The 19,509-nt window shown below is 64.5% G+C and carries 16 protein-coding genes; 7 read left to right on the top strand and 9 right to left on the bottom strand.

Annotated elements, in window-relative coordinates:
* Positions 1–17: 17 nt before the first annotated feature.
* The 5 genes from KW836_RS10565 to KW836_RS10545 all read right to left on the bottom strand — a co-directional run bounded on the left by KW836_RS10565 (position 18) and on the right by KW836_RS10545 (position 5,938).
* Positions 18–824 (bottom strand): GNAT family N-acetyltransferase, encoded by an 807-nt coding sequence (locus KW836_RS10565; RefSeq protein WP_218343193.1) that lies wholly within the window; start codon positions 822–824, stop codon positions 18–20.
* Positions 825–993: 169 nt separating this feature from the next.
* The gene (gene glmM / locus KW836_RS10560; RefSeq protein ID WP_218343192.1) at positions 994–2,337 is read right to left on the bottom strand and encodes a phosphoglucosamine mutase; all 1,344 of its coding nucleotides are present in this window, start codon (positions 2,335–2,337) and stop codon (positions 994–996) included.
* Positions 2,334–3,179 carry a dihydropteroate synthase gene (folP, locus tag KW836_RS10555; protein ID WP_218343191.1) on the bottom strand — a complete coding sequence of 282 codons (846 nt, stop codon included), beginning with the start codon at positions 3,177–3,179 and terminating at the stop codon, positions 2,334–2,336. Before folP ends, glmM begins: the two co-directional genes overlap by 4 nt.
* Before the next feature lie 18 nt (positions 3,180–3,197).
* Positions 3,198–5,084, bottom strand: coding sequence for an ATP-dependent zinc metalloprotease FtsH (ftsH, locus tag KW836_RS10550; RefSeq protein ID WP_175126049.1), 1,887 nt, complete (start codon positions 5,082–5,084; stop codon positions 3,198–3,200).
* A gap of 221 nt (positions 5,085–5,305) precedes the next feature.
* Positions 5,306–5,938: an RlmE family RNA methyltransferase gene (locus tag KW836_RS10545; protein WP_175126048.1), complete on the bottom strand. Its 633-nt coding sequence runs from the start codon at positions 5,936–5,938 to the stop codon at positions 5,306–5,308.
* Positions 5,939–5,956: 18 nt separating this feature from the next.
* On the opposite strand from KW836_RS10545, the gene KW836_RS10540 reads away from it, so the two are divergent.
* On the top strand, positions 5,957–6,559 hold the full coding sequence (locus tag KW836_RS10540; protein WP_218343190.1) for a YhbY family RNA-binding protein: 603 nt from the start codon (positions 5,957–5,959) through the stop codon (positions 6,557–6,559).
* Positions 6,560–6,689: 130 nt separating this feature from the next.
* Here KW836_RS10540 and greA read toward each other — a convergent pair whose 3' ends face one another.
* Together greA and KW836_RS10530 are read right to left on the bottom strand one after the other, a co-directional pair.
* Positions 6,690–7,166, bottom strand: a complete 477-nt coding sequence (gene greA / locus KW836_RS10535) for a transcription elongation factor GreA (protein ID WP_175126060.1) — start codon at positions 7,164–7,166, stop codon at positions 6,690–6,692.
* A gap of 416 nt (positions 7,167–7,582) precedes the next feature.
* Positions 7,583–8,893, bottom strand: a complete 1,311-nt coding sequence (locus KW836_RS10530; RefSeq protein WP_218343189.1) for a solute carrier family 23 protein — start codon at positions 8,891–8,893, stop codon at positions 7,583–7,585.
* Positions 8,894–9,038: 145 nt separating this feature from the next.
* On the opposite strand from KW836_RS10530, the gene KW836_RS10525 reads away from it, so the two are divergent.
* The 6 genes from KW836_RS10525 to KW836_RS10500 all read left to right on the top strand — a co-directional run bounded on the left by KW836_RS10525 (position 9,039) and on the right by KW836_RS10500 (position 15,382).
* Positions 9,039–9,461 carry a FlxA-like family protein gene (locus tag KW836_RS10525; protein ID WP_218343188.1) on the top strand — a complete coding sequence of 141 codons (423 nt, stop codon included), beginning with the start codon at positions 9,039–9,041 and terminating at the stop codon, positions 9,459–9,461.
* A 116-nt stretch (positions 9,462–9,577) separates the two neighbouring features.
* Complete coding sequence (locus tag KW836_RS10520; protein WP_218343187.1) at positions 9,578–10,903, top strand: ABC transporter substrate-binding protein; 1,326 nt, start codon at positions 9,578–9,580, stop codon at positions 10,901–10,903.
* An 89-nt stretch (positions 10,904–10,992) separates the two neighbouring features.
* Positions 10,993–12,705, top strand: a complete 1,713-nt coding sequence (locus KW836_RS10515) for an iron ABC transporter permease (protein ID WP_175126043.1) — start codon at positions 10,993–10,995, stop codon at positions 12,703–12,705.
* Positions 12,702–13,787 (top strand): ABC transporter ATP-binding protein, encoded by a 1,086-nt coding sequence (locus KW836_RS10510; protein ID WP_105240132.1) that lies wholly within the window; start codon positions 12,702–12,704, stop codon positions 13,785–13,787. The genes KW836_RS10515 and KW836_RS10510 overlap by 4 nt, the downstream gene beginning before the upstream one ends.
* Positions 13,788–13,802: 15 nt before the next feature.
* Positions 13,803–14,711 (top strand): LysR family transcriptional regulator, encoded by a 909-nt coding sequence (locus tag KW836_RS10505; protein WP_175126042.1) that lies wholly within the window; start codon positions 13,803–13,805, stop codon positions 14,709–14,711.
* A 26-nt stretch (positions 14,712–14,737) separates the two neighbouring features.
* On the top strand, positions 14,738–15,382 hold the full coding sequence (locus tag KW836_RS10500) for a histidine phosphatase family protein (protein ID WP_175126041.1): 645 nt from the start codon (positions 14,738–14,740) through the stop codon (positions 15,380–15,382).
* A 43-nt stretch (positions 15,383–15,425) separates the two neighbouring features.
* Here the strand turns inward: KW836_RS10500 and KW836_RS10495 are convergent, their stop codons facing one another.
* Together KW836_RS10495 and carB are read right to left on the bottom strand one after the other, a co-directional pair.
* Entirely contained in the window at positions 15,426–16,190 is a 765-nt protein-coding gene (locus KW836_RS10495) for an SDR family oxidoreductase (protein ID WP_175138251.1), read from the bottom strand.
* Between the two features lie 75 nt (positions 16,191–16,265).
* A complete protein-coding gene (carB, locus tag KW836_RS10490; RefSeq protein ID WP_175126039.1) occupies positions 16,266–19,505 on the bottom strand; it encodes a carbamoyl-phosphate synthase large subunit in 3,240 nt (1,079 codons plus the stop codon).
* Positions 19,506–19,509: the final 4 nt, after the last annotated feature.

Raw genomic sequence — 19,509 nt, 5'->3', positions numbered from 1 at the left:
CGCATGATGGATGGGGTCTAGCGCTGGGTAGCGATGATGGCCGGCTGGTCCAGGCCGAAGTGGCGACGGTAGCGCTCGTCCATGCGCTCCATCTTCAAGAGCACGGGGAAGTCGGCGGCGTTGAAATCCGGATCCCATGCCGGTTCGCCGCATACCTTGGCGCCCAGCTTCAGATAGCCCTTGATCAGCGGCGGCACGCGCGCCGGCAAGGTGCTGTTGAGCTTTTCGACCGGGTAGCGGTGCAGCGGCGTGACGCGCGGCTCGTTGCCCTGGGGCATCTGCTTGGCCACCGTACGCCACACTTCCGCTGCGGTGACGCCGTCATCGCGCAGGCTGACGCTGGCGCAACCGAGCACGTATTCGTAACCGCCGCGGCGCAGGTATTCCGCCAGGCCGGACCACAGCAGCATGATGACCGCGCCGCCACGGTAATCGGCGTGGGTGCAGGAGCGTCCGACTTCAACGACTTCGTCGCGGATGGCGCCCAGGCCCGACAGGTCGAATTCCGACTGCGAGTAATAGCCGCCGGCTTCGCGCGCTTTTTGGGGGGTCAGGATCCGATACGTGCCAACGACTCGATCCGTGTCGAGTTCGCGGACCATCAGGTGTTCACAGAACGGATCGAAGCGGTCTTGCTCGATGCCATCTTGCGCATCGGGGAAGACGACACCCATGTCTTCGGTGAAGACCTCATAGCGCAGGCGTTGGATCTGCTCTATTTCTTCGGCGGTACGCGCCAGGCCGACAGCCAGGACCTTCGGGGCGGAGCCCGTCCAGGGTTCTGCGGTACTGCGGCTCGGATTGATGCGTGCTAATTCCAGCATTGCGCGAAGCTCCTAGAGAGTCCAGCCAGTGTGGACGCCCTGTATGTCAATGACTTGACCAATATGTTACGTGACTATGACGCTTAAACCGGCATCGAAAACGCAAACAAACAAAAGGCCACGCGACGATTTCGACGCGTGGCCCACATATTAAATCGAAACTCAGGGTTTACCCCAGGCTTGCCGCAAGCTTCTCTGCAGAATTGGTCGCCAGCGCCTCATCTTCGGCCTCAACCATCAGGCGCAGCTTGGGTTCCGTCCCCGAAGCGCGGATCAGGATGCGCCCCCGGCCGTCCAGCTCTGCCTCGACGGCCTGGCGCGCGGCGGTCAGACCGGGATGCGTCTTCCAGTCCAGGCCCGGCGTCAGCGGCACGTTGATCATCTTTTGCGGATACATGCGCAGGTCGCTGACCCAGTCGCCAAGCGTGGTGGAATTGCGACGCAGCGCGGTCAAGACCTGCAGCGCGGCCACGATGCCGTCGCCGGTGGAGTGGCAATCCAGGCACAGCAGATGGCCGGAGCTTTCGCCGCCGTACAGCCAGCCGCGCGATTGCATCTGTTCCAGCACATAGCGGTCGCCGACGTTGGCGCGGTCAAAGCCCACGCCCAGACGCTTCATTTCGCGCTCGAAGCCAAAGTTGGTCATCAGCGTGCCGACCACGCCCTCGACCTTGCCGCGCTGCATGCGCTCGCGCACGATGGCGTACATGAGTTCGTCGCCGTTGTAGATGCGGCCCTCGCCGTCCACCATCTGCAGGCGGTCGGCGTCGCCGTCCAGCGCAATGCCAAGCTGGGCGCCGCGCGCCTTGACTTCCTTGGCCAGCAACTCGGGATGCAGCGCGCCCACGCCCTTGTTGATGTTGAAGCCGTCGGGGTGCACGCCGATGGCGTGGACTTCGGCGCCCAGCTCACGGAAGACGTGCGGCGCGATGTTGTAGGCGGCGCCGTGCGCGGCGTCCACCACGATCGTCATGCCGTTCAAATCCAGGTCGTTCGGGAACGTGCTCTTGCAGAACTCGATGTAGCGGCCCTGAGCGTCGCCCATGCGGCGCGCGCGTCCCAGCGCTTCCGAACTGACGCAACCCAGGGGCTCGTCCAGCGCGGCCTCGATGTCGGCTTCGATTTCGTCGGGCAGCTTCATGCCCTGCGCCGAGAAGAACTTGATGCCGTTGTCCTGGTAGGGATTGTGCGAGGCGCTGATGACGATGCCGGCGACCAGGCGCAGCGCGCGGGTCAGGTAGGCGACCGCAGGCGTGGGGATCGGGCCGGCCAGCAGCACGTCAATACCGGCGGCGGACAGCCCCGCTTCCAGCGCGGACTCCAGCATGTAGCCGGAAATCCGGGTGTCCTTGCCGATGACGACCTGCGGGCGACTTGCGCCGCGCACGGCGTGCTCGCGGGCCAGCACGCGGCCAGCGGCGTAACCCAGGCGCAAGGCGAATTCGGCATTGATCACCGGACCGCCGACTTCACCGCGTACGCCATCGGTACCGAAATATTTGCGTCGAATCATGAACTGATTGCTCCTTGTTCAGCCGCCTGCCATACCTTAAGCGCATCCACCGTGGCCGCAACATCGTGCACGCGCACGATGGAGGCGCCACGCGCGACGCAGGCAAGCGCGGCGGCAATGCTGCCGGGCAGCCGGTCGCCAACCGACCGGCCGGTGGCCTGGCCGATCATGTTTTTGCGCGACAGGCCGATCAGCAATGGATAACCGGTACTGCGCAGGCTGGACAGCCGGCGCAGCAGTTGAAAGTTCTGGTCGGCCGTCTTGCCAAACCCGAAACCCGGGTCCAGCACGATGCGGCGAGGATCGATCCAGGCCGCGCGCAGCTTTTGCGCGCGAGCCCCCAGAAACAGGCCGATTTCACCGATCAGGTCGGTGTACTCGGGCGGCGCTGCCTGCATGGTGCGAGGCTCGCCTTTCATGTGCATGACGCACAGGCCACAGCGCGATTGCGAGACGGCTTCGATCGCGCCCGGCTGCCTGAAACCGTAGATGTCGTTGATCATGTCCGCGCCGGCGTCCAGCGTGGCGCGCATGACTTCCGGCTTGAACGTGTCGATGGAGAGCGGCACGCCGCAGTCGCGCAGCGCCTCGACCACCGGGAGCAGCCGGTTCAGCTCGTCGGCCACGGAAACGGGGTCGGCCCCCGGGCGCGTGGATTCGCCGCCCAGGTCCAGAATCTGGGCGCCTTCCTCGATCAACTGGCGCGCATGCGCCACGGCGGAATCGGTATCGTCGTGTTGGCCGCCATCGGAAAACGAGTCCGGCGTGACGTTGACGATGCCCATGACAAGCGGGCGCTCGAGATCAAACTCGAAGCGCCCGCAAAGGAAGTTATTTGCCATAAACCAGAACGAAGAACCTCAGACCGCAGCTGCCGTGCTACCGCCTGCAGCCAGGCCGGTCGGCGGCGTATCGGACGTGTCCGACGGGCCTTGCGGCGTCTTCGGGGGACGCGGGGGGCGGCCCTCCATGATGTCGTTGATCTGGTCGGCGTCGATGGTTTCCCATTCGAGCAGCGCGGACGTCATGACTTCGACCTTATCGCGGTTGTCTTCCAGGATCTTGCGCGCAACGCCGTACTGCTCGTCGATGATGCGGCGGATCTCGGTGTCCACCTTCTGCATGGTGGCTTCGGACATGTGCGTGGTCTTGGTGACGCTGCGGCCCAGGAAGACTTCGCCTTCGTTCTCGGCGTAGACCATGGGACCCAGTTCGTCGGTCATGCCGTAGCGCGTGACGATGTCGCGGGCGATGGCGGTGGCACGTTCGAAGTCGTTCGAGGCGCCCGTCGTCATCTGGTCCATGAAGATTTCTTCGGCGATACGGCCGCCGAACAGCACGGCGATGGTGGACAGCAGACGGCCCTTGTCCATGCTGTAGCGGTCGGTTTCCGGCAACTGCATCGTCACGCCCAGCGCACGGCCGCGCGGGATGATGGTGACCTTGTGGACCGGGTCGGTCTTGGGCAGCATGCGCGCGACGATCGCGTGGCCGGATTCGTGGTACGCGGTGTTCTTGCGTTCCTCTTCGGGCATCACGATGGAGCGGCGCTCGGCGCCCATGATGATCTTGTCCTTGGCCTTTTCAAAGTCGGACATATCGACCGTGCGGCCATTGCGGCGGGCGGCGAACAGTGCGGCTTCGTTGACCAGGTTGGCCAGGTCGGCGCCGGAGAAGCCCGGGCAACCGCGCGCCAGGATGGTCGCGTCGACGTTGGGCGACAGCGGAACCTTGCGCATGTGAACCTTCAGGATCTGCTCGCGGCCACGGATATCGGGCAGCGGCACCACGACCTGGCGGTCGAAACGGCCCGGACGCAGCAGCGCCGGATCCAGCACGTCGGGACGGTTGGTTGCGGCGATCACGATGACGCCCTGGCCGGATTCGAAGCCGTCCATTTCAACCAGCATCTGGTTCAGGGTCTGTTCGCGCTCGTCGTTGCCGCCACCCAGGCCGGCGCCACGCTGGCGGCCCACCGCATCGATTTCGTCGATGAAGATGATGCAGGGAGCGTGCTTCTTGGCGTTTTCGAACATGTCGCGGACACGGGCCGCGCCCACGCCGACGAACATTTCAACGAAGTCCGAACCGGAGATGCTGAAGAACGGGACCTTGGCTTCGCCGGCGATGGCCTTGGCCAGCAGCGTCTTGCCGGTACCGGGCGAACCCACCATCAGCACGCCGCGCGGGATACGGCCGCCCAGCTTCTGGAACTTGCTGGGGTCACGCAGAAAGTCGACCAATTCCTGCACGTCTTCTTTCGCTTCGTCGCAACCGGCGACGTCAGCGAAGGTGATCTGGTTGGTGTTCTCGTCGAGCATCCGGGCGCGCGATTTGCCGAAGCTGAATGCGCCGCCCTTGCCACCGCCTTGCATCTGTCGCATGAAGAACACCCATACGCCGATCAGAAGCAGCATCGGGAACCACGAGACGAAGATGCTCATCAGGAGCGACTGCTCTTCGCGCGGCTTGCCCGAAACCTGCACGCCGTACTTCAGCAGATCGGAGACCATCCAGAGATCGCCGGGGGAAGTCAGCGTATAGGCGCGGCCCGCGTCCGGGGTGACGTAGAGCACGTCGCCTTGAACGTCGACCTTGCGGATACGTCCCGCCTTGGCGTCGTCCATGAACTGCGTGTAAGTCACACCGTCCTGGGTCTGAGCGCGTCCGTCGAACTGTTTGAAGACGGTGAACAGCACCAGGGCTATCACCATCCAGACAGCGACTTTGGAAAATGAATTGTTCAAGGTCGATCTCCTGCTTTCGATTCCGACCGGCGACTGCGCACCCGCGTATGGCACAGTCACAAGTATGTCAATAGCCCATTCTAACCTGTAGGACGGAGTTGCGTCCTGGCAGCCGTGGGGCCCATTTAATTACATTTGATTCTTGAGTTTTCTGGTCGTTGTCTCGGCGGGACGGGGGTTTTCTTGGCCGGGACGGTTTGCCCCGGATGATTACGGAAGGGTTACTTCAGATCGCGCGCCACCAGAAAGGTTTCTGAGGACTTGTCCCGAGAGGCCTTCGGTTTGCGTTCGACCACCCGGCGGAAGCGCTTTTTGAAGGATTCCACGATCTGCGAGAAGCCCGTGCCGTGGAAAGCCTTGACGATCAGCGCCCCGTTGGGCTTGAGGTGGGCGCAGGAAAATTCCATCGCCAATTCGCAAACATGCTGGATGCGCGCGGAGTCGGCAATACCCACCCCGGACAAGTTGGGGGCCATGTCTGAAATAACAAGGTCCACCGCACGCGATCCGACCATGTCTTCCAATTGTTTCAAGACTTCGTCTTCGCGGAAGTCGCCCTGGATGAATTCCACGCCCGCCACGGGCTCCATGGGCAGGATGTCCAGCGCGATGATGCGCCCGTCCACGACGCCGCCCGGCCCGGCGAGCCGCTCGCGCGCCACCTGTGACCAGCTGCCCGGCGCGGAGCCCAGATCGATGACCAGGTCGCCCCGGCGCATCAGCTTTTCGGTGTCGAGGATCTCGATCAGCTTGAAAGCGGCTCGGGCGCGATAGCCCTTCTGTTGCGCCAGCTTCACATAGGGATCGTTGATGTGCTGGTGAATCCAGTCTTTAGAGAATTTATTCTTGGCCATTACCGTACAATTCCACGCATGCCTATATTAGAACTTACCTCTCGTGAGCGCAGCGACCTGCGGTCCGCCGCTCACCCTCTGCGCCCCGTCGTCCTGATTGGCGACAACGGTTTGACCGACGCCGTGCTGAAGGAAATCGATCGGGCGCTGACTTCGCATGGCCTCATCAAGGTTCGCGCGGGCGGCGACGACCGTGAAGCCCGGGACGCCATGCTCGCCACGATCTGCGAGACGCTATCCTGCGCGCCCGTGCATCACTTGGGCAAGACCCTGATCCTGTTCCGCCCGCTGCCCGGCAACATCAAGCCCGCCGCGCTGGCCGCCCAGGAACCCGAAGCGCCTGCCAAACGCCGCGCCTCGGAACCTTACACGCCCAAGAAGCTGGCCGCCGAAGGCAGGACCCTTGCCAAGCGCCCGCGCCGCAGCGAATCCGAAGAGCCCGCACCCGCCAAGAAGCGTTACATCCCCCAGGACGAACTCAACAAGAACGGCAAGCCCATGCGGCCTTCCAACAAGCGCGCCACAGCTGGCGGCCACGGCATTCCGCGCCGCGCCGGCAGCGCGCTGAGCCTGCGCGCCGGAGCCCGCAGCGGCACCAGCCGCAAGACCGCAAAAAGGTAAGTCCAGGCACAAAAACGGGCGCTTTACGCGCCCGGTCCACCATAGCGATCCGCAATGTACCGCGGAATTCAGACGAACGTAGCGTCCGGGCCAGGGTGGTTTGACATTTTTACTGCTTGTGGCGCTAGCGTCAGATGTAACGCACGCCCAGGACTTCGTATTCGCGAACGCCAGCCGGGGCAACGACCTCGACCACATCGCCTTCACTCTTGCCGATCAGCGCGCGAGCCACGGGGCTGGACACGGAAATCAGGTTGGACTTGATATCGGCTTCAACGTCGCCGACGATCTGATACGTAACGCGATCGCCCGAATCCAGGTCTTCGATGTCGACGGTAGCGCCAAACACGGCGCGGCCTTCGGCCTCGAGCGAGGTCGGGTCGATGAGGTGGGCATTGGAAAGCGTGCCTTCAAGCTCGGCAATCCGGCCCTCGATGAAACCTTGGCGCTCGCGAGCGGCATCGTACTCGGCGTTTTCCGACAGATCACCCTGTGCGCGCGCCTCGGCGATTGCGTTGATCACGGCAGGACGTTCGACGGTTTTCAGCCGTTGGAGCTCTTCTTGCAAGCGCTCGGCCCCGCGCACGGTCAAAGGAATGGCAGACATGTCGTTTCCCAAACAAAAAGTAGAAAAACGCCCCGAAGGAGCGTTCTCGGTGAAGGCCGCAGGACCGGCGCGCTTGCCTTTTGTTTGCCATTTGATGCTTGGAAAAATCTGGCGAGCGGCGCGGGCGACCAAAACAAAACCCCGGCTCGGGTCGGAACCGGGGCAATCAAAGTCATATTGTGGTCAATCTCGGCGGGAATTGCAAGCCGCCGGAGAAAACGGCCTTTTCGGCGCATTTCGGCGCTGTAACGCGCTAAAACCGGCGATTTCGCACCGAAAAGGCTTTGCGGCCTTGCCGGGCCCGATGGACTCCCGCGCGAACCGAGGGTTTTCCGGGAGCCTCCCGAGCCAAGATACTACTGGACGATAGGCTTTGCGCCACGATCCGGCACGCCTCGGCGTCCCGGATGTCGCCGTTACTTCGTGCGCCGCAAGAGCGCGTACAGGATGATCGCGCCGAACGTGGCGGTACCGATGCCGCCCAGCGTGAAGTTGCCCAGCTTGATGGTGAAGTCGCCCGCGCCCAGCACCAGCGTGACCGCAGCCACGATGAGGTTGCGGTTGTCAGTGAAATCGACCTGGTTGACGACCCAGATACGGGCGCCGGCAATGGCGATCAGGCCGAAGACCACCACCGACATGCCACCCAGCACAGGTCCCGGGATCGTCTGGATGAGCGCGCCGAACTTGGGCGAGAAGCCCAGGACGATGGCGATCAGGGCAGCGATCACGAACACCAGCGTGGAATAGATGCGGGTGACCGCCATCACGCCGATGTTTTCGGCGTAGGTCGTGACGCCCGTGCCGCCGACGGCGCCCGACACCATCGTCGCCACGCCGTCGCCCACGAATGCCCGGCCAAGGTAGCGGTCGAGGTCGCGCCCCGTCATGGCGCTGACGGCCTTCACGTGCCCCAGGTTTTCGGCCACCAGGATGATGGCGACCGGAACGATCAGCCCCATGGCCTCGCCCTTGAAGACCGGCGCGGAGAACTGCGGCAGGCCGAACCACGCGGCGGCGGACACCGCAGAGAAATCGATGGGCTTGCCCAGGCCCAGGCCGTTGGCCAGCACCGCGTACACCACGCAGGCAAGGATCAGGCCGACCAGGATGAGCAGGCGCTGCACCATGCCGCGCGTGTAGACGGCGATGCCGCCCACGCAGACGATCGTGACGATGGCCATGGCGCTATCGAAGCCCGACGCCCCCATCGCGCCCTTGGCGGCGATGGGCGCGAGATTCAGGCCGATCACGGCCACCACCGCGCCTGTGACGACGGGCGGCATGAGGGTATCGATCCAGTTGGCGCCGCCGCCTGCCCGGGCATTGACGATCCAGACGATGACGCCGATCAGCGTGTAAGCCAGACCGCAGGCAATGATGGCGCCCAGCGCGACGCCGATGTTGGCGTTGGCCCCGCCGCCGGCATAGCCGGTCACCGCGATGACGCCGCCGATGAACGCGAAGCTGGAACCCAGGTAGCTGGGCACCCGGCCGCCCACGAACAGAAAGAAGATCAGCGTGCCGATGCCCGACATCAGGATGGCGACGTTGGGATCGAACCCCATGAGCAACGGCGCCAGGACGGTCGAGCCGAACATCGCGACGACGTGCTGTGCGCCCATGGCGACGTTCTTGGGCCAGGACAGCCGTTCGTCGGGCGCGATGATGACGCCGGGCTCGGCGTCGTCCGCCAGGCGCCAGCGCGGAAAGTAGGAGTTGGACATGGATTCCCCGGGGTGGTACGAGAGGGTTTCAAACTGCGAGCGGGCGCCAGTGTAAAGGGGGCCATCAAGCGGGGGCAACGTTTAAGTTTTGCCGGCCGATTGCCGTATTAGTGGAAACCCCGAAATCCCAGGCAAAGGAATAGTCATGGCGATCAATAGCATCAGCGGCACCTCCCGGATCAGCAGCCTTGCAGATCTTTGGGCCGAGAAGATCCAGGCCAACAAGGAAGCGAAGAACGCTGCGGGGCAGGATGCGGTGTCGGTGACCGCGGAAGGCAAGATCCGCGTCAACAATCCGGGCGCCACCAAGGTCGGCAACGCGCAGGCCACCGAAGAAACCGACAACGACGACGAATACACCCGCCAGATCAAGGAGTTGCAAAAGCAGCTCAAGCGCATCATGGATCAGATCGCCAAAGTGAAGGCGAGCGGCATGTCGGCCGAAATGAAGGCGCAGCAGATCATGGCGCTCAATGCCCAGGCTGTGCAGATCCAAGGCCAGATTTCCCAACTCCTGGCAAAACAGGCGCAGGCTGCCAAACAGGCCGGCGTGTCGGCCCAGGCCTGATTCGGCGCAAGCGATGTGGCGCCGTCGCTGATGGCGCGCATCAAAATTTCTGATTGGACGCTCATCGGGCGTGCCAGTACTGTCTCCAGACAAATCTAAAACCACGGAGACAAACCATGCACGCAATGCGCACAGCCCTTGCCGGGGCGCTGCTGGCCGTTTGCGCGGCGCCGGCCCTGGCCGGCACCGTCACGGTGATCACGTCGTTCCCCAAGGACCTGACCCAGGCCTACAAGACCGCTTTCGAGAAAGCCAATCCCGGCATCACGCTGGAAATCCTGAACAAGAACACGGTGTCGGGGATCGCCTTCGTGCGGGAGACGCCAGCGGGTCAGCGCCCCGAGGTCTTCTGGGCCAGCGCGCCCGATGCGTTCGAGGTGTTGGGACGCGACAAGCTGCTGGCCAAGTCGGCCGACATCGCGAACAAGGATGTGCCGGACAAGATCGGCAGCTATCCCATCAATGATCCGGGCGGCATGTATCTGGGCCAGGCGCTGGCGGGCTACGGCATTATCTACAACACCCGGTACATCGCGGCGCACAAGATCCCGGCGCCCGTTGAGTGGAAGGATCTGTTGTCGCCCAAGTGGTTCGGCCACGTGGGCATCACGTCGCCCTCGCGTTCGGGCACGATGCACCTGACCGTGGAAACCATCCTGCAAGGCGAAGGCTGGGATGACGGCTGGAACACACTTTTGCGCATGTCGGGCAACAGCAGCGCCGTCACCGAGCGCTCGTTCGGCGTGCCCGACGGCGTGAACAACGGCCAGTTCGGCGCCGGACCGGTCATCGACTTCTTCGGGCTGTCGAGCAAGTATTCCAAGTTCCCCGTTGAGTTCGTCTATCCGTCCGAGACCGCCATCGTCCCGGCGAATATCGCGCTGATCGAGGGCGCCAAGAACAGCGAGGAAGGCAAGAAATTCATCGCCTTCACGCTGAGCCAGGCGGGCCAGGAGCTGCTGCTGGAGCCGAAGATCTCGCGGTTGCCGGTGCTGCCCTACTCCGCGCTGGCCGGCAAGATTCCGCCCGGCTATCCCGACCCGGCGGAAATCGCCAAGCGCAGCAAGGTTCATTTCGACGCGGACCTCTCGCAGTCGCGCTACTACGTCGTGCAATCGCTGTACGACCAGACCGTCACGTTCCGTCTGAAGGAATTGCAGGCGGCCACCAAGGCGATCTACGACGCCGAGGCCAAGCTGGGTGACAAGGCCAAGAGCGGCAAGGCAGCCGAATTGCTGGGAGAGGCACGCAAGCTGGCCTGGGCGCCGCTGATCGACAGCAAGAAGGCGGCCGACCCCGCGTTCCTGGCGATCTTCGCCGGCAACAAGAAGGACGCGGCCGTCAACCAGCAGATCACGCAGCTTGAAGGCGAGTGGAATGGCCGCGCGCGCGCCAACTACGAAGAAGCCGTGAAGCTGGCACGGCAGGCCGCCGCGCTCTGATCGTCTGAATGCGCTGAACACGGCAGGCGGGCTTGCCCCGCCCGCCGTGGATCGCGCCTGTCTTCTGGCAACGATTTTCGGGAATCTCGATGAATCATTCGAGCCATTCGCGCCTGCCCGCCGGCCCCGTCCTGGCGGCGCTGCTGGTGTTCGGCTTTCTGCTGCTTTTCCTGGCCGTGCCCGTGGGTACGGTCTTTCACAGCGCCTTCGTCAATGCCGACGGCAGCTTCACCACCGGTCACTTCGGCGCCTTCTTCAACCAGCCGTTGATGCGGGAAGCGTTCTTCAACAGCCTGTACGTGGCGGGCTGGTCGGCGCTGATTGCGTCCCTGATCGCGGTGCCGCTGGCGTACTTCACGGTGCGCTTCGATTTTCGTGGCGCCCTGCTGATCCAGACGTTGGGCGTGCTGCCGCTCATCATGCCGCCCTTCGTGGGCGCGGTGGCCATGCAGCTGATCTTTGGCCGATCCGGCAGTGTGAACCTGCTGCTCAATGACTGGTTCGGCTTCACGATTCCGTTCATGGAAGGGCTGAATGGCGTCATTTTCGTGGAAGCCATCCACTATTTCCCGTTCATCCTGATGAACCTCGTGGTGGCGCTGCGCAACATCGACGGGGCCATGGAAGAAGCGGCCTTCAACCTGGGTTCGCGCGGGTTCCGGCTGTTCCGCCGCGTGATCTTTCCGCTCGCCCTGCCCGGCTATGTGGCGGGCGCGTCGCTGGTGTTCGTGAAGGTGTTCGACGACCTGGGCACGCCCCTGGTGCTGGGCACGACCAACATGCTGGCGCCGCAAGCGTACCTGCGCATCACGCAGGTGGGGCTGGAAGATCCGCTGGGCTATGTGATCAGCGTGATCATGGTGGGATTTTCGATCCTGGCGCTGTGGCTGTCGGCGCGCGTGCTCAAGGGACGCGACTACTCCACGCTGCAAAAGGGCGGCAATTCCATCCAGAAGCGCAAGCTGGGTCCGATGGAAAGCGTGCTGGCGTATGGCTGGATCATCCTGGTGCTGCTGCTGGTGTTGTCGCCGCACATCGGCGTGCTGCTGCTGTCGCTGGCCAGCGTCTGGAGCTATGCGCCGCTGCCGGACGGGTACACGCTGGCCCACTACTCAGCCGTGTTCTCGGAATCGCAGGGCATGATCGCCAACACGCTGTTGTATTGCGGCCTTGCCGCGGGCATCGACGTGATCCTGGGCACCGCGATCGCCTACCTGATGCTGCGCACCCGGCTGCCGGCACGGCAGTGGCTGGATTTTCTGGCGTCCGCAGCGCTGGCGATTCCGGGAATTGTGCTGGCCATCGGCTTTCTGCGCACCTTCCGCGGCATCGAGCTGCCTGGCACGGGCACGATGCTGACGTCCTCCTGGATCATCATCATGCTCGCCTACTCCGTGCGGCGTTTGCCGTACGCGCTGCGTTCGTGCGTAGCGGCGTTGCAGCAGATCCACGTGTCGCTAGAAGAGGCGGCCCAGTCGCTGGGCGCCACGCGCATGAGCACGATCCGACGCGTCGTGGTGCCGCTGATGGCGGGCGGCATGCTGGCCGGGTTCGTGACCAGCTTTGTGACGGCCGCCGTGGAACTGTCGGCCACCATCATGCTGGTGACCAAGGACAGCCAGGCGCCCATGAGCTACGGCATCTATCTGTACATGCAGAGCGCGGCGGGCCGCGGACCGGGCGCCGCGCTTGGCGTCCTGGCGGTGGTCGCCGTGGGTATCGGCACTTACGTATCGCACCTGCTGGTGGACCGCGCATCGAAGCGCCAGCAACCGGCGCGCAATGAAGGGGAATCCGCATGAAGAAAGTCAGCGTCGAATGCCGCAACATCCAGCTCTCGTACGGCAAGACCGAAGTGCTGAAGGACGTCAGCATCAGCATCGAGCCGGGCGAGTTCTTCGCGCTGCTCGGGCCGTCGGGCTCGGGCAAGTCCACCCTGCTGCGGTTGATCGCGGGTTTCAATCGTCACAGCGCAGGCCAGTTGCTGGTGGACGGCAAGGACATCAGCGGGACCCCGCCCTGGCATCGGAACATCGGCATGGTGTTCCAGAACTATGCGCTGTGGCCGCACATGACGGTATGGGACAACGTGGCGTTCGGCCTGGTCGAGCGCAAGCTGCCGCGCGCCGAGATCCGCACCAAGGTGGAAGCCGCGCTCGATCTGGTGGGGCTGTCGCAATATGCCAAGCGGCGTCCCAACCAGCTTTCGGGCGGACAACAGCAGCGCGTGGCGTTGGCGCGCACCATCGTGATCGAACCGCAGGTGCTGCTGCTGGACGAGCCGCTGTCCAACCTGGACAAGAAGCTGCGCGTGCAGATGCGCCAAGACCTTCTGAGCCTGCAGCGCCGCCTGGGCATCACGACGATCTTCGTCACGCACGACCAGGAAGAAGCGATGACCACCGCCGACCGGATGGCGGTGCTGGATCACGGCGTGGTGCAGCAGATCGGCGCGCCGAGCACGCTGTTCGACTACCCCGTGAACCGCTTCGTGGCGAATTTCGTGGGCACGATGAATGTGCTGGAAGGCAATGTGCGCGAGCGCACCAGCAGCAGCGTAACGCTGGCGGTGGACGGCGTGGGCGACCTGCACCTGCCGCTGACGGGCGAGGCCCCCGCAGCCACTCGGCTGGCAGCGAGCTTTCGGCCCCACACGGTGCAGATCGAGATGGCGGATGGCCTGGGCGATGCGCGTTATGTCTGGCTGCCGGGCATCGTGGAAAGCAGCGAGTTTCTGGGCGAATTCACGCGCTATCAGGTGCAGGTTGGCGAGCAGCGGCTGACGGCCGACCAGGCGCATCTGGCCGGCCTGTCGCCGTTTCCGGCGGGCGCGCCGGTGTCGGTGGGACTGGAGCCGACACAGGTGCGGCTGCTGGCCGCCTGACCTACACTCGCGGCCATGGAAATCTACCAGATCCGCGCCTTCGTCACGGTTGCCCGATTGGGCAACCTGACGAAGGCGGCCGAGGCGCTGTCGCTGACACAGCCCGCCGTGACCGCGCAGATCAAGGCGCTGGAGCAGAGCCTGGGCGTCGCGCTGTTCGACCGCAGCGGCGGCCGGCTAGCCTTGGCCAAGGCGGGCGAAGTGCTGCTGCCGACGGCGGAATCGCTGCTGGTGCTGGGCGCGCAATTCAAGTCCGAAGCCCAGCAGTTGCAGGGCAATCTGCATGGCGTTGTCGAACTGGGTGTTCCCAGCGAAAAGCCCGATTTCCTGCGCTTGGGGGAGCTGGCCTCGGCAGTCACGCAGCGCCTGCCGCTGGTTGAACTGAAGACCCAGACCCAGCCCGCTGCGGCGCTGGCCGAACAGGTCAGTACCGGCCGCCTGCCCGCCGCGCTGACCATCGCGGCCAACGCGCCGCGCGGCGTGTTGTGGCAGCCGCTGCGCAGCGTGCGGTATCGGATTGCGATGCCCGCCGAGCACGCGGCGGTGCTCAAACGCGGCGGCTGGCGCGAGGTGGCGCAACTGCCGTGGCTGGACGGTCCGTCCGGCAGCCACACGCATCTGTTGCTGCGCGATATGTTCGAGCGCCACGGGCTGTCGCCGCGCATCGTCATGCAGAACGACGATCAGGCCAACATGGACGCGCTGGTGCGGGCCGGCGCGGGCTGCGCGCTGCTGCGCGAGGAAACCGCGCTGGCGGGTGCCGCGTCCAGCGACTTCATCGTGTGGGGCCAGGCGCGCGTCGACGCGGTGCTGGGCTTCATGCTGCCTTACGAACGCGCTAGCGAGCCCGCGCTGGTCGCGTTAAGCTCGATCATTCAAGCCATCTGGAAGCCGCGCGCGCCCATCGCGCCGGTCCAGGCATAAGGCTCAATCCCCGCAACAAGACTGCAATGACTGAAATCTGGTTCATCCGCCACGGCGAAACCGACTGGAATCGCCAACGGCGCCTGCAAGGCTGGCAAGACATCCCCCTGAACGAATTCGGCGTCAACCAGGCCAGCCTGCTGGCCGCGCGCCTGCACGAAGAGGCCAAGCACACGCCAATCCACGCGATCTACAGCAGCGACCTGCAACGCGCGCACGCGACGGCCGTGCCTGTGTCGGAGCAGCTTGGCCTGCGCGTACGCGTGGAACCCGGCATCCGCGAGCGGGGCTTTGGGGTGCTGGAAGGCCTGGACCATGAGCGCATCGACGTGCTGGCGCCGGAAGCCGCGGCGGCGTGGAAGAGCCGCGATCCGTTGCGCCCGCTGGACGGCGGCGAATCGCTCGGGCAGTTTCAATCGCGCGTCATCAGCACCGTGGACGATATCGCCAGCCGCCATGAGGGCGAGCGCATCCTGATGTTTACCCATGGCGGCGTGCTGGACATCATTTGGCGCCATGCCTCGGGCGTACCGCTGAACGCGCCGCGCGACGCGGCGCTGCTCAATGTCAGCATCAACCGCGTCGGCGTTGAAGGCCGGAAATGGGAAGTGCTGGATTGGGGTGACGTGACGCACATCGCCGCCGAAGTGGGCGACGACGTGGTGCCTTGAGGGACATGTCTGCCCCCGTCCGGCGAATGCCGGACGGCTGGCCTCACACCGTCTTGCGCGGCTTGCGCGGGGCGTTGCGGGCCAGCCTATCGTAGACGGCATTGGGCAGCAGCCGCATCAGCTTGGCCACCACGCCCATTTGCCACGGAATCACTGTGTAGCTAGTCCCCCGGCTGATTGCCGCGTGCGCGCGGGTGGCGAAGGCGTCGGCTTCCATCAGGAAGGGCATCGAGTACGGGTTATGCGCCGTCATGGCCGTCTTGATATAGCCGGGCGCGATCGTCACGACGCTGATCCCCTGCGCGGCCAGTTCCAGCCGCAGGCTTTCGCAATAGGTCACCACCGCCGATTTGGACGCGCTGTAAGCGCCGGCACCGGGCAGGCCGCGTATGCCCGCCACGCTGGCGATCCCGACCAGGCGCCCTGCCCCCGCCGCCCGCATCGGCGCGATGAAGGGTTCGAACGTGGACACGGTGGCCAGAAGATTGGTGTCGACGATGGCCTTGAAGACGTCGAAATCCTCGCCGTGGTCGGTCAGCGTGCCGGCGCTGATGCCGGCGCTGGCGATAACCACATCCACCCTGCCCTCGCAGAACGCGATGAAGTCCTGCGCCGCGGCGTGCAGCGCCGTGCGGTCGCGCACGTCCACGGCATAGCAGCGATGCTCGCCCGGCAGGCTGGCGGCGAGTTCGCGCAGCGCTTCCTCGCGGCGGCCCAGCAAGCCCAGCGTGGCGCCCTTGGCTGCATATTGCTGCGCCAGCGCGCGCCCCAGGCCGCTGCTGGCGCCGGTGATGAAGACTTTGTCCATGTCCTGACCTGCCTGTTGTCGCGTTGCAAAAAAATTAGGGCACGCTTTCGCGTGCCCTAATTGTGATCTGCCGGCTTACTTCTGCAGGGAAGCGTGAAGCTCTTGCAGCGGGTAGACCTGCAGGCCGAGGCCCTGGCGCAGATACTGCATGCCTTCGACCGCGGCGCGGGCGCCCGCGATGGTCGTGAAGAAGGTCACGCGGGCGGCCAGCGCCTGGGTGCGGATGGTGCGCGAGTCGGCGATGGCGTTGCGGCGCTCTTCGACGGTGTTGATGACCAGCGAGATTTCGCCGTTCTTGACCATGTCGACGATGTGCGGGCGGCCTTCGTTGACCTTGTTGACCACCTGCACCGGGATGCCGGCCGCTTCGATCTCGGCGGCCGTGCCGCGCGTGGCGACCAGCTTGAAGCCCAGGGTGTGAAGGCCGCGAGCCACTTCAACGGCGCGGGCCTTGTCCTGGTTCTTGACGCTGATGAACACCGTGCCGGACTCCGGCAGGCGCACGCTGGCGGCAAGCTGCGACTTCACGAAGGCTTCGCCGAAGCTCATGCCCACGCCCATCACTTCGCCGGTCGACTTCATTTCCGGACCGAGGATGGTGTCCACGCCCGGGAACTTCACGAACGGGAACACGGCTTCCTTGACCGAGAAGTAAGGCGGCACGACTTCCTTCGTGATGCCTTGCGCGGCGAGGGTCTGGCCGGCCATGGCGCGCGCGGCGATCTTGGCAAGCTGCAAACCGGTGGCCTTGGAGACGTAAGGCACCGTGCGCGAGGCGCGCGGGTTCACTTCCAGCACGTAGACGTCACCGCCCTGGATGGCGAACTGCACGTTCATCAGGCCGCTGACGTTCAGGGCCTTGGCCATCATCGTGGTCTGGCGCTTGATCTCGGCGATGACTTCCGCCGACAGCGAGTACGGCGGCAGGCTGCACGCCGAGTCGCCCGAGTGCACGCCGGCCTGCTCGATGTGTTCCATGACGCCGCCGATGAAGACGGTTTCGCCGTCGGCCAGGCAGTCCACGTCGACTTCGGTGGCGTTGTTCAGGAAGCGGTCGAGCAGCACGGGCGAGTCATTGCTGACCTTCACGGCTTCGCGCATGTAGCGCTCGAGGTCCTGCTGCTCGTGCACGATTTCCATCGCGCGGCCGCCGAGCACGTAGCTGGGACGCACGACCAGCGGATAACCGATTTCGGTGGCGTGGGCCAGGGCCTCGCCTTCGGTGCGCGCGGTGCGGTTGGGCGGCTGACGCAGGCCGAGCTTGTTGAGCAGCTTCTGGAAGCGCTCGCGGTCTTCGGCGACGTCGATGGATTCGGGGCTGGTGCCGATGATGGGCACGCCGTTGGCTTCCAGGGCGCGCGCCAGCTTCAGCGGGGTCTGGCCGCCGTACTGGACGATCATGCCGACCGGGTTTTCCTTGTGGACGATTTCCAGCACGTCCTCGAGCGTCAGCGGCTCGAAGTACAGACGGTCGGAGGTGTCGTAGTCGGTGGACACGGTTTCCGGGTTGCAGTTGACCATGATGGTCTCGTACCCGTCGTCGCGCAGCGCCAGCGCGGCATGCACGCAGCAGTAGTCGAATTCAATGCCCTGGCCGATCCGGTTCGGGCCGCCGCCCAGCACCACGATCTTCTTGCGATCGGTGGGGGCGGATTCGCACTCTTCCTCGTACGTGGAGTACATGTAGGCGGTGCGGGTGGCGAATTCGGCGGCGCAGGTGTCGACGCGCTTGTAGACCGGACGCACGTTGAGCTGGTGGCGCAGCTTGCGCACTTCGGATTCCGAGGAATCCAGCAGGAACGCGAGGCGGCGGTCGGAGAAACCGCGGCGCTTCAGTTCAAACAGCGTGGCGTAGTCCAGGTCGGCCAGCGTCTTTTGCTCGAGCGCCAGCTCGATGTCGACGATTTCCTTGATCTGCGAAAGGAACCACGGGTCGATGTGCGTGATGTTGTGCACTTCGTCCAGCGTGAAGCCTTGCGCGAAGGCGTCGCCCACGTACCAGATGCGTTCCGGACCGGGCTCGCCCAGTTCGACCTGCAGCTTTTCGCGGTCGGTGGTCTTCTGGTTCAGGCCGTCGACGCCCACTTCCAGGCCACGCAGCGCCTTCTGGAACGATTCCTGGAAGGTGCGGCCGATGGCCATGACTTCACCCACGGACTTCATCTGGGTGGTCAGGCGCGCGTCGGCGGTGGGGAATTTTTCAAATGCGAAACGCGGCACCTTGGTGACCACGTAGTCGATCGTGGGTTCGAACGAAGCCGGCGTGGCGCCGCCGGTGATCTCGTTGCGCAGCTCGTCGAGCGTGTAGCCGACGGCCAGGCGCGCGGCGACCTTGGCGATGGGGAAACCGGTGGCCTTGGAGGCCAGCGCCGACGAACGCGACACGCGCGGGTTCATCTCGATGACGATCATGCGGCCGTTCTTGGGATTGACGGCGAACTGCACGTTCGAGCCGCCCGTATCCACGCCGATCTCGCGCAATACCGCGATCGATGCGTTACGCATGATCTGGTATTCCTTGTCGGTCAGCGTCTGGGCCGGCGCGACGGTGATGGAGTCGCCCGTGTGGACGCCCATCGGATCCAGGTTTTCGATGGAGCAGACGATGATGCAGTTGTCCGCCTTGTCGCGGACCACTTCCATCTCGAATTCCTTCCAGCCGAGCAGCGACTCTTCGATCAGGAGTTCGCTGGTGGGCGAGGCTTCCAGGCCGCGGCGGCAGATGGTTTCGAATTCTTCGGCGTTGTAGGCGATGCCGCCGCCCGAACCGCCCATCGTGAAGCTGGGGCGGATAACGGCGGGGAAACCGGAGGTGCCGACTTCGGCCGCGATGCGGCGCTGCACTTCCCAGGCTTCGTCCATGCTGTGGGCGACGCCCGACTTGGCCGATTCCAGGCCGATGTCGGTCATGGCCTGCTTGAACTTCTGGCGGTCTTCGGCCTTTTCGATGGCGTGCTCGTTGGCGCCGATGAGTTCCACGTTGTGCTTCTTGAGCACGCCATGGTGGGCCAGGTCCAGCGCGCAATTCAGCGCGGTCTGGCCGCCCATCGTGGGCAGCAGCGCATCGGGCTTTTCACGCTCGATGATTTTTTCGACGGCTTGCCAGGTGATGGGCTCGATGTAGGTGACGTCGGCCGTTTCCGGGTCCGTCATGATCGTGGCCGGGTTGCTGTTCACCAGGATGGTGCGGTAGCCCTCGGCCTTGAGCGCCTTGCAAGCTTGCGCGCCGGAGTAGTCGAATTCGCAGGCCTGCCCGATGATGATGGGGCCGGCGCCGATGATGAGAATGCTTTTTAGGTCTGTACGCTTGGGCATGATG

Origin of the sequence: Achromobacter sp. ACM05, assembly GCF_019218915.1 — a bacterium.
Lineage (GTDB): Bacteria > Pseudomonadota > Gammaproteobacteria > Burkholderiales > Burkholderiaceae_B > Achromobacter > Achromobacter animicus.
The sequence above is the reverse complement of the archived record's forward strand: the minus strand, read 5'-3'. Positions and strand labels throughout refer to the sequence as shown.

What these genes read in the sequence shown, in the direction of transcription:
- KW836_RS10565 (WP_218343193.1), bottom strand. Translation starts at nt 824, where the DNA reads ATGCTGGAATTAGCACGCATCAATCCGAGCCGCAGTACCGCAGAACCC.
- glmM (WP_218343192.1), bottom strand. Translation starts at nt 2,337, where the DNA reads ATGATTCGACGCAAATATTTCGGTACCGATGGCGTACGCGGTGAAGTC.
- folP (WP_218343191.1), bottom strand. Translation starts at nt 3,179, where the DNA reads ATGGCAAATAACTTCCTTTGCGGGCGCTTCGAGTTTGATCTCGAGCGC.
- KW836_RS10545 (WP_175126048.1), bottom strand. Translation starts at nt 5,938, where the DNA reads ATGGCCAAGAATAAATTCTCTAAAGACTGGATTCACCAGCACATCAAC.
- KW836_RS10540 (WP_218343190.1), top strand. Translation starts at nt 5,957, where the DNA reads ATGCCTATATTAGAACTTACCTCTCGTGAGCGCAGCGACCTGCGGTCC.
- greA (WP_175126060.1), bottom strand. Translation starts at nt 7,166, where the DNA reads ATGTCTGCCATTCCTTTGACCGTGCGCGGGGCCGAGCGCTTGCAAGAA.
- KW836_RS10530 (WP_218343189.1), bottom strand. Translation starts at nt 8,893, where the DNA reads ATGTCCAACTCCTACTTTCCGCGCTGGCGCCTGGCGGACGACGCCGAG.
- KW836_RS10525 (WP_218343188.1), top strand. Translation starts at nt 9,039, where the DNA reads ATGGCGATCAATAGCATCAGCGGCACCTCCCGGATCAGCAGCCTTGCA.
- KW836_RS10520 (WP_218343187.1), top strand. Translation starts at nt 9,578, where the DNA reads ATGCACGCAATGCGCACAGCCCTTGCCGGGGCGCTGCTGGCCGTTTGC.
- KW836_RS10515 (WP_175126043.1), top strand. Translation starts at nt 10,993, where the DNA reads ATGAATCATTCGAGCCATTCGCGCCTGCCCGCCGGCCCCGTCCTGGCG.
- KW836_RS10510 (WP_105240132.1), top strand. Translation starts at nt 12,702, where the DNA reads ATGAAGAAAGTCAGCGTCGAATGCCGCAACATCCAGCTCTCGTACGGC.
- KW836_RS10505 (WP_175126042.1), top strand. Translation starts at nt 13,803, where the DNA reads ATGGAAATCTACCAGATCCGCGCCTTCGTCACGGTTGCCCGATTGGGC.
- KW836_RS10500 (WP_175126041.1), top strand. Translation starts at nt 14,738, where the DNA reads ATGACTGAAATCTGGTTCATCCGCCACGGCGAAACCGACTGGAATCGC.
- KW836_RS10495 (WP_175138251.1), bottom strand. Translation starts at nt 16,190, where the DNA reads ATGGACAAAGTCTTCATCACCGGCGCCAGCAGCGGCCTGGGGCGCGCG.
- carB (WP_175126039.1), bottom strand. Translation starts at nt 19,505, where the DNA reads ATGCCCAAGCGTACAGACCTAAAAAGCATTCTCATCATCGGCGCCGGC.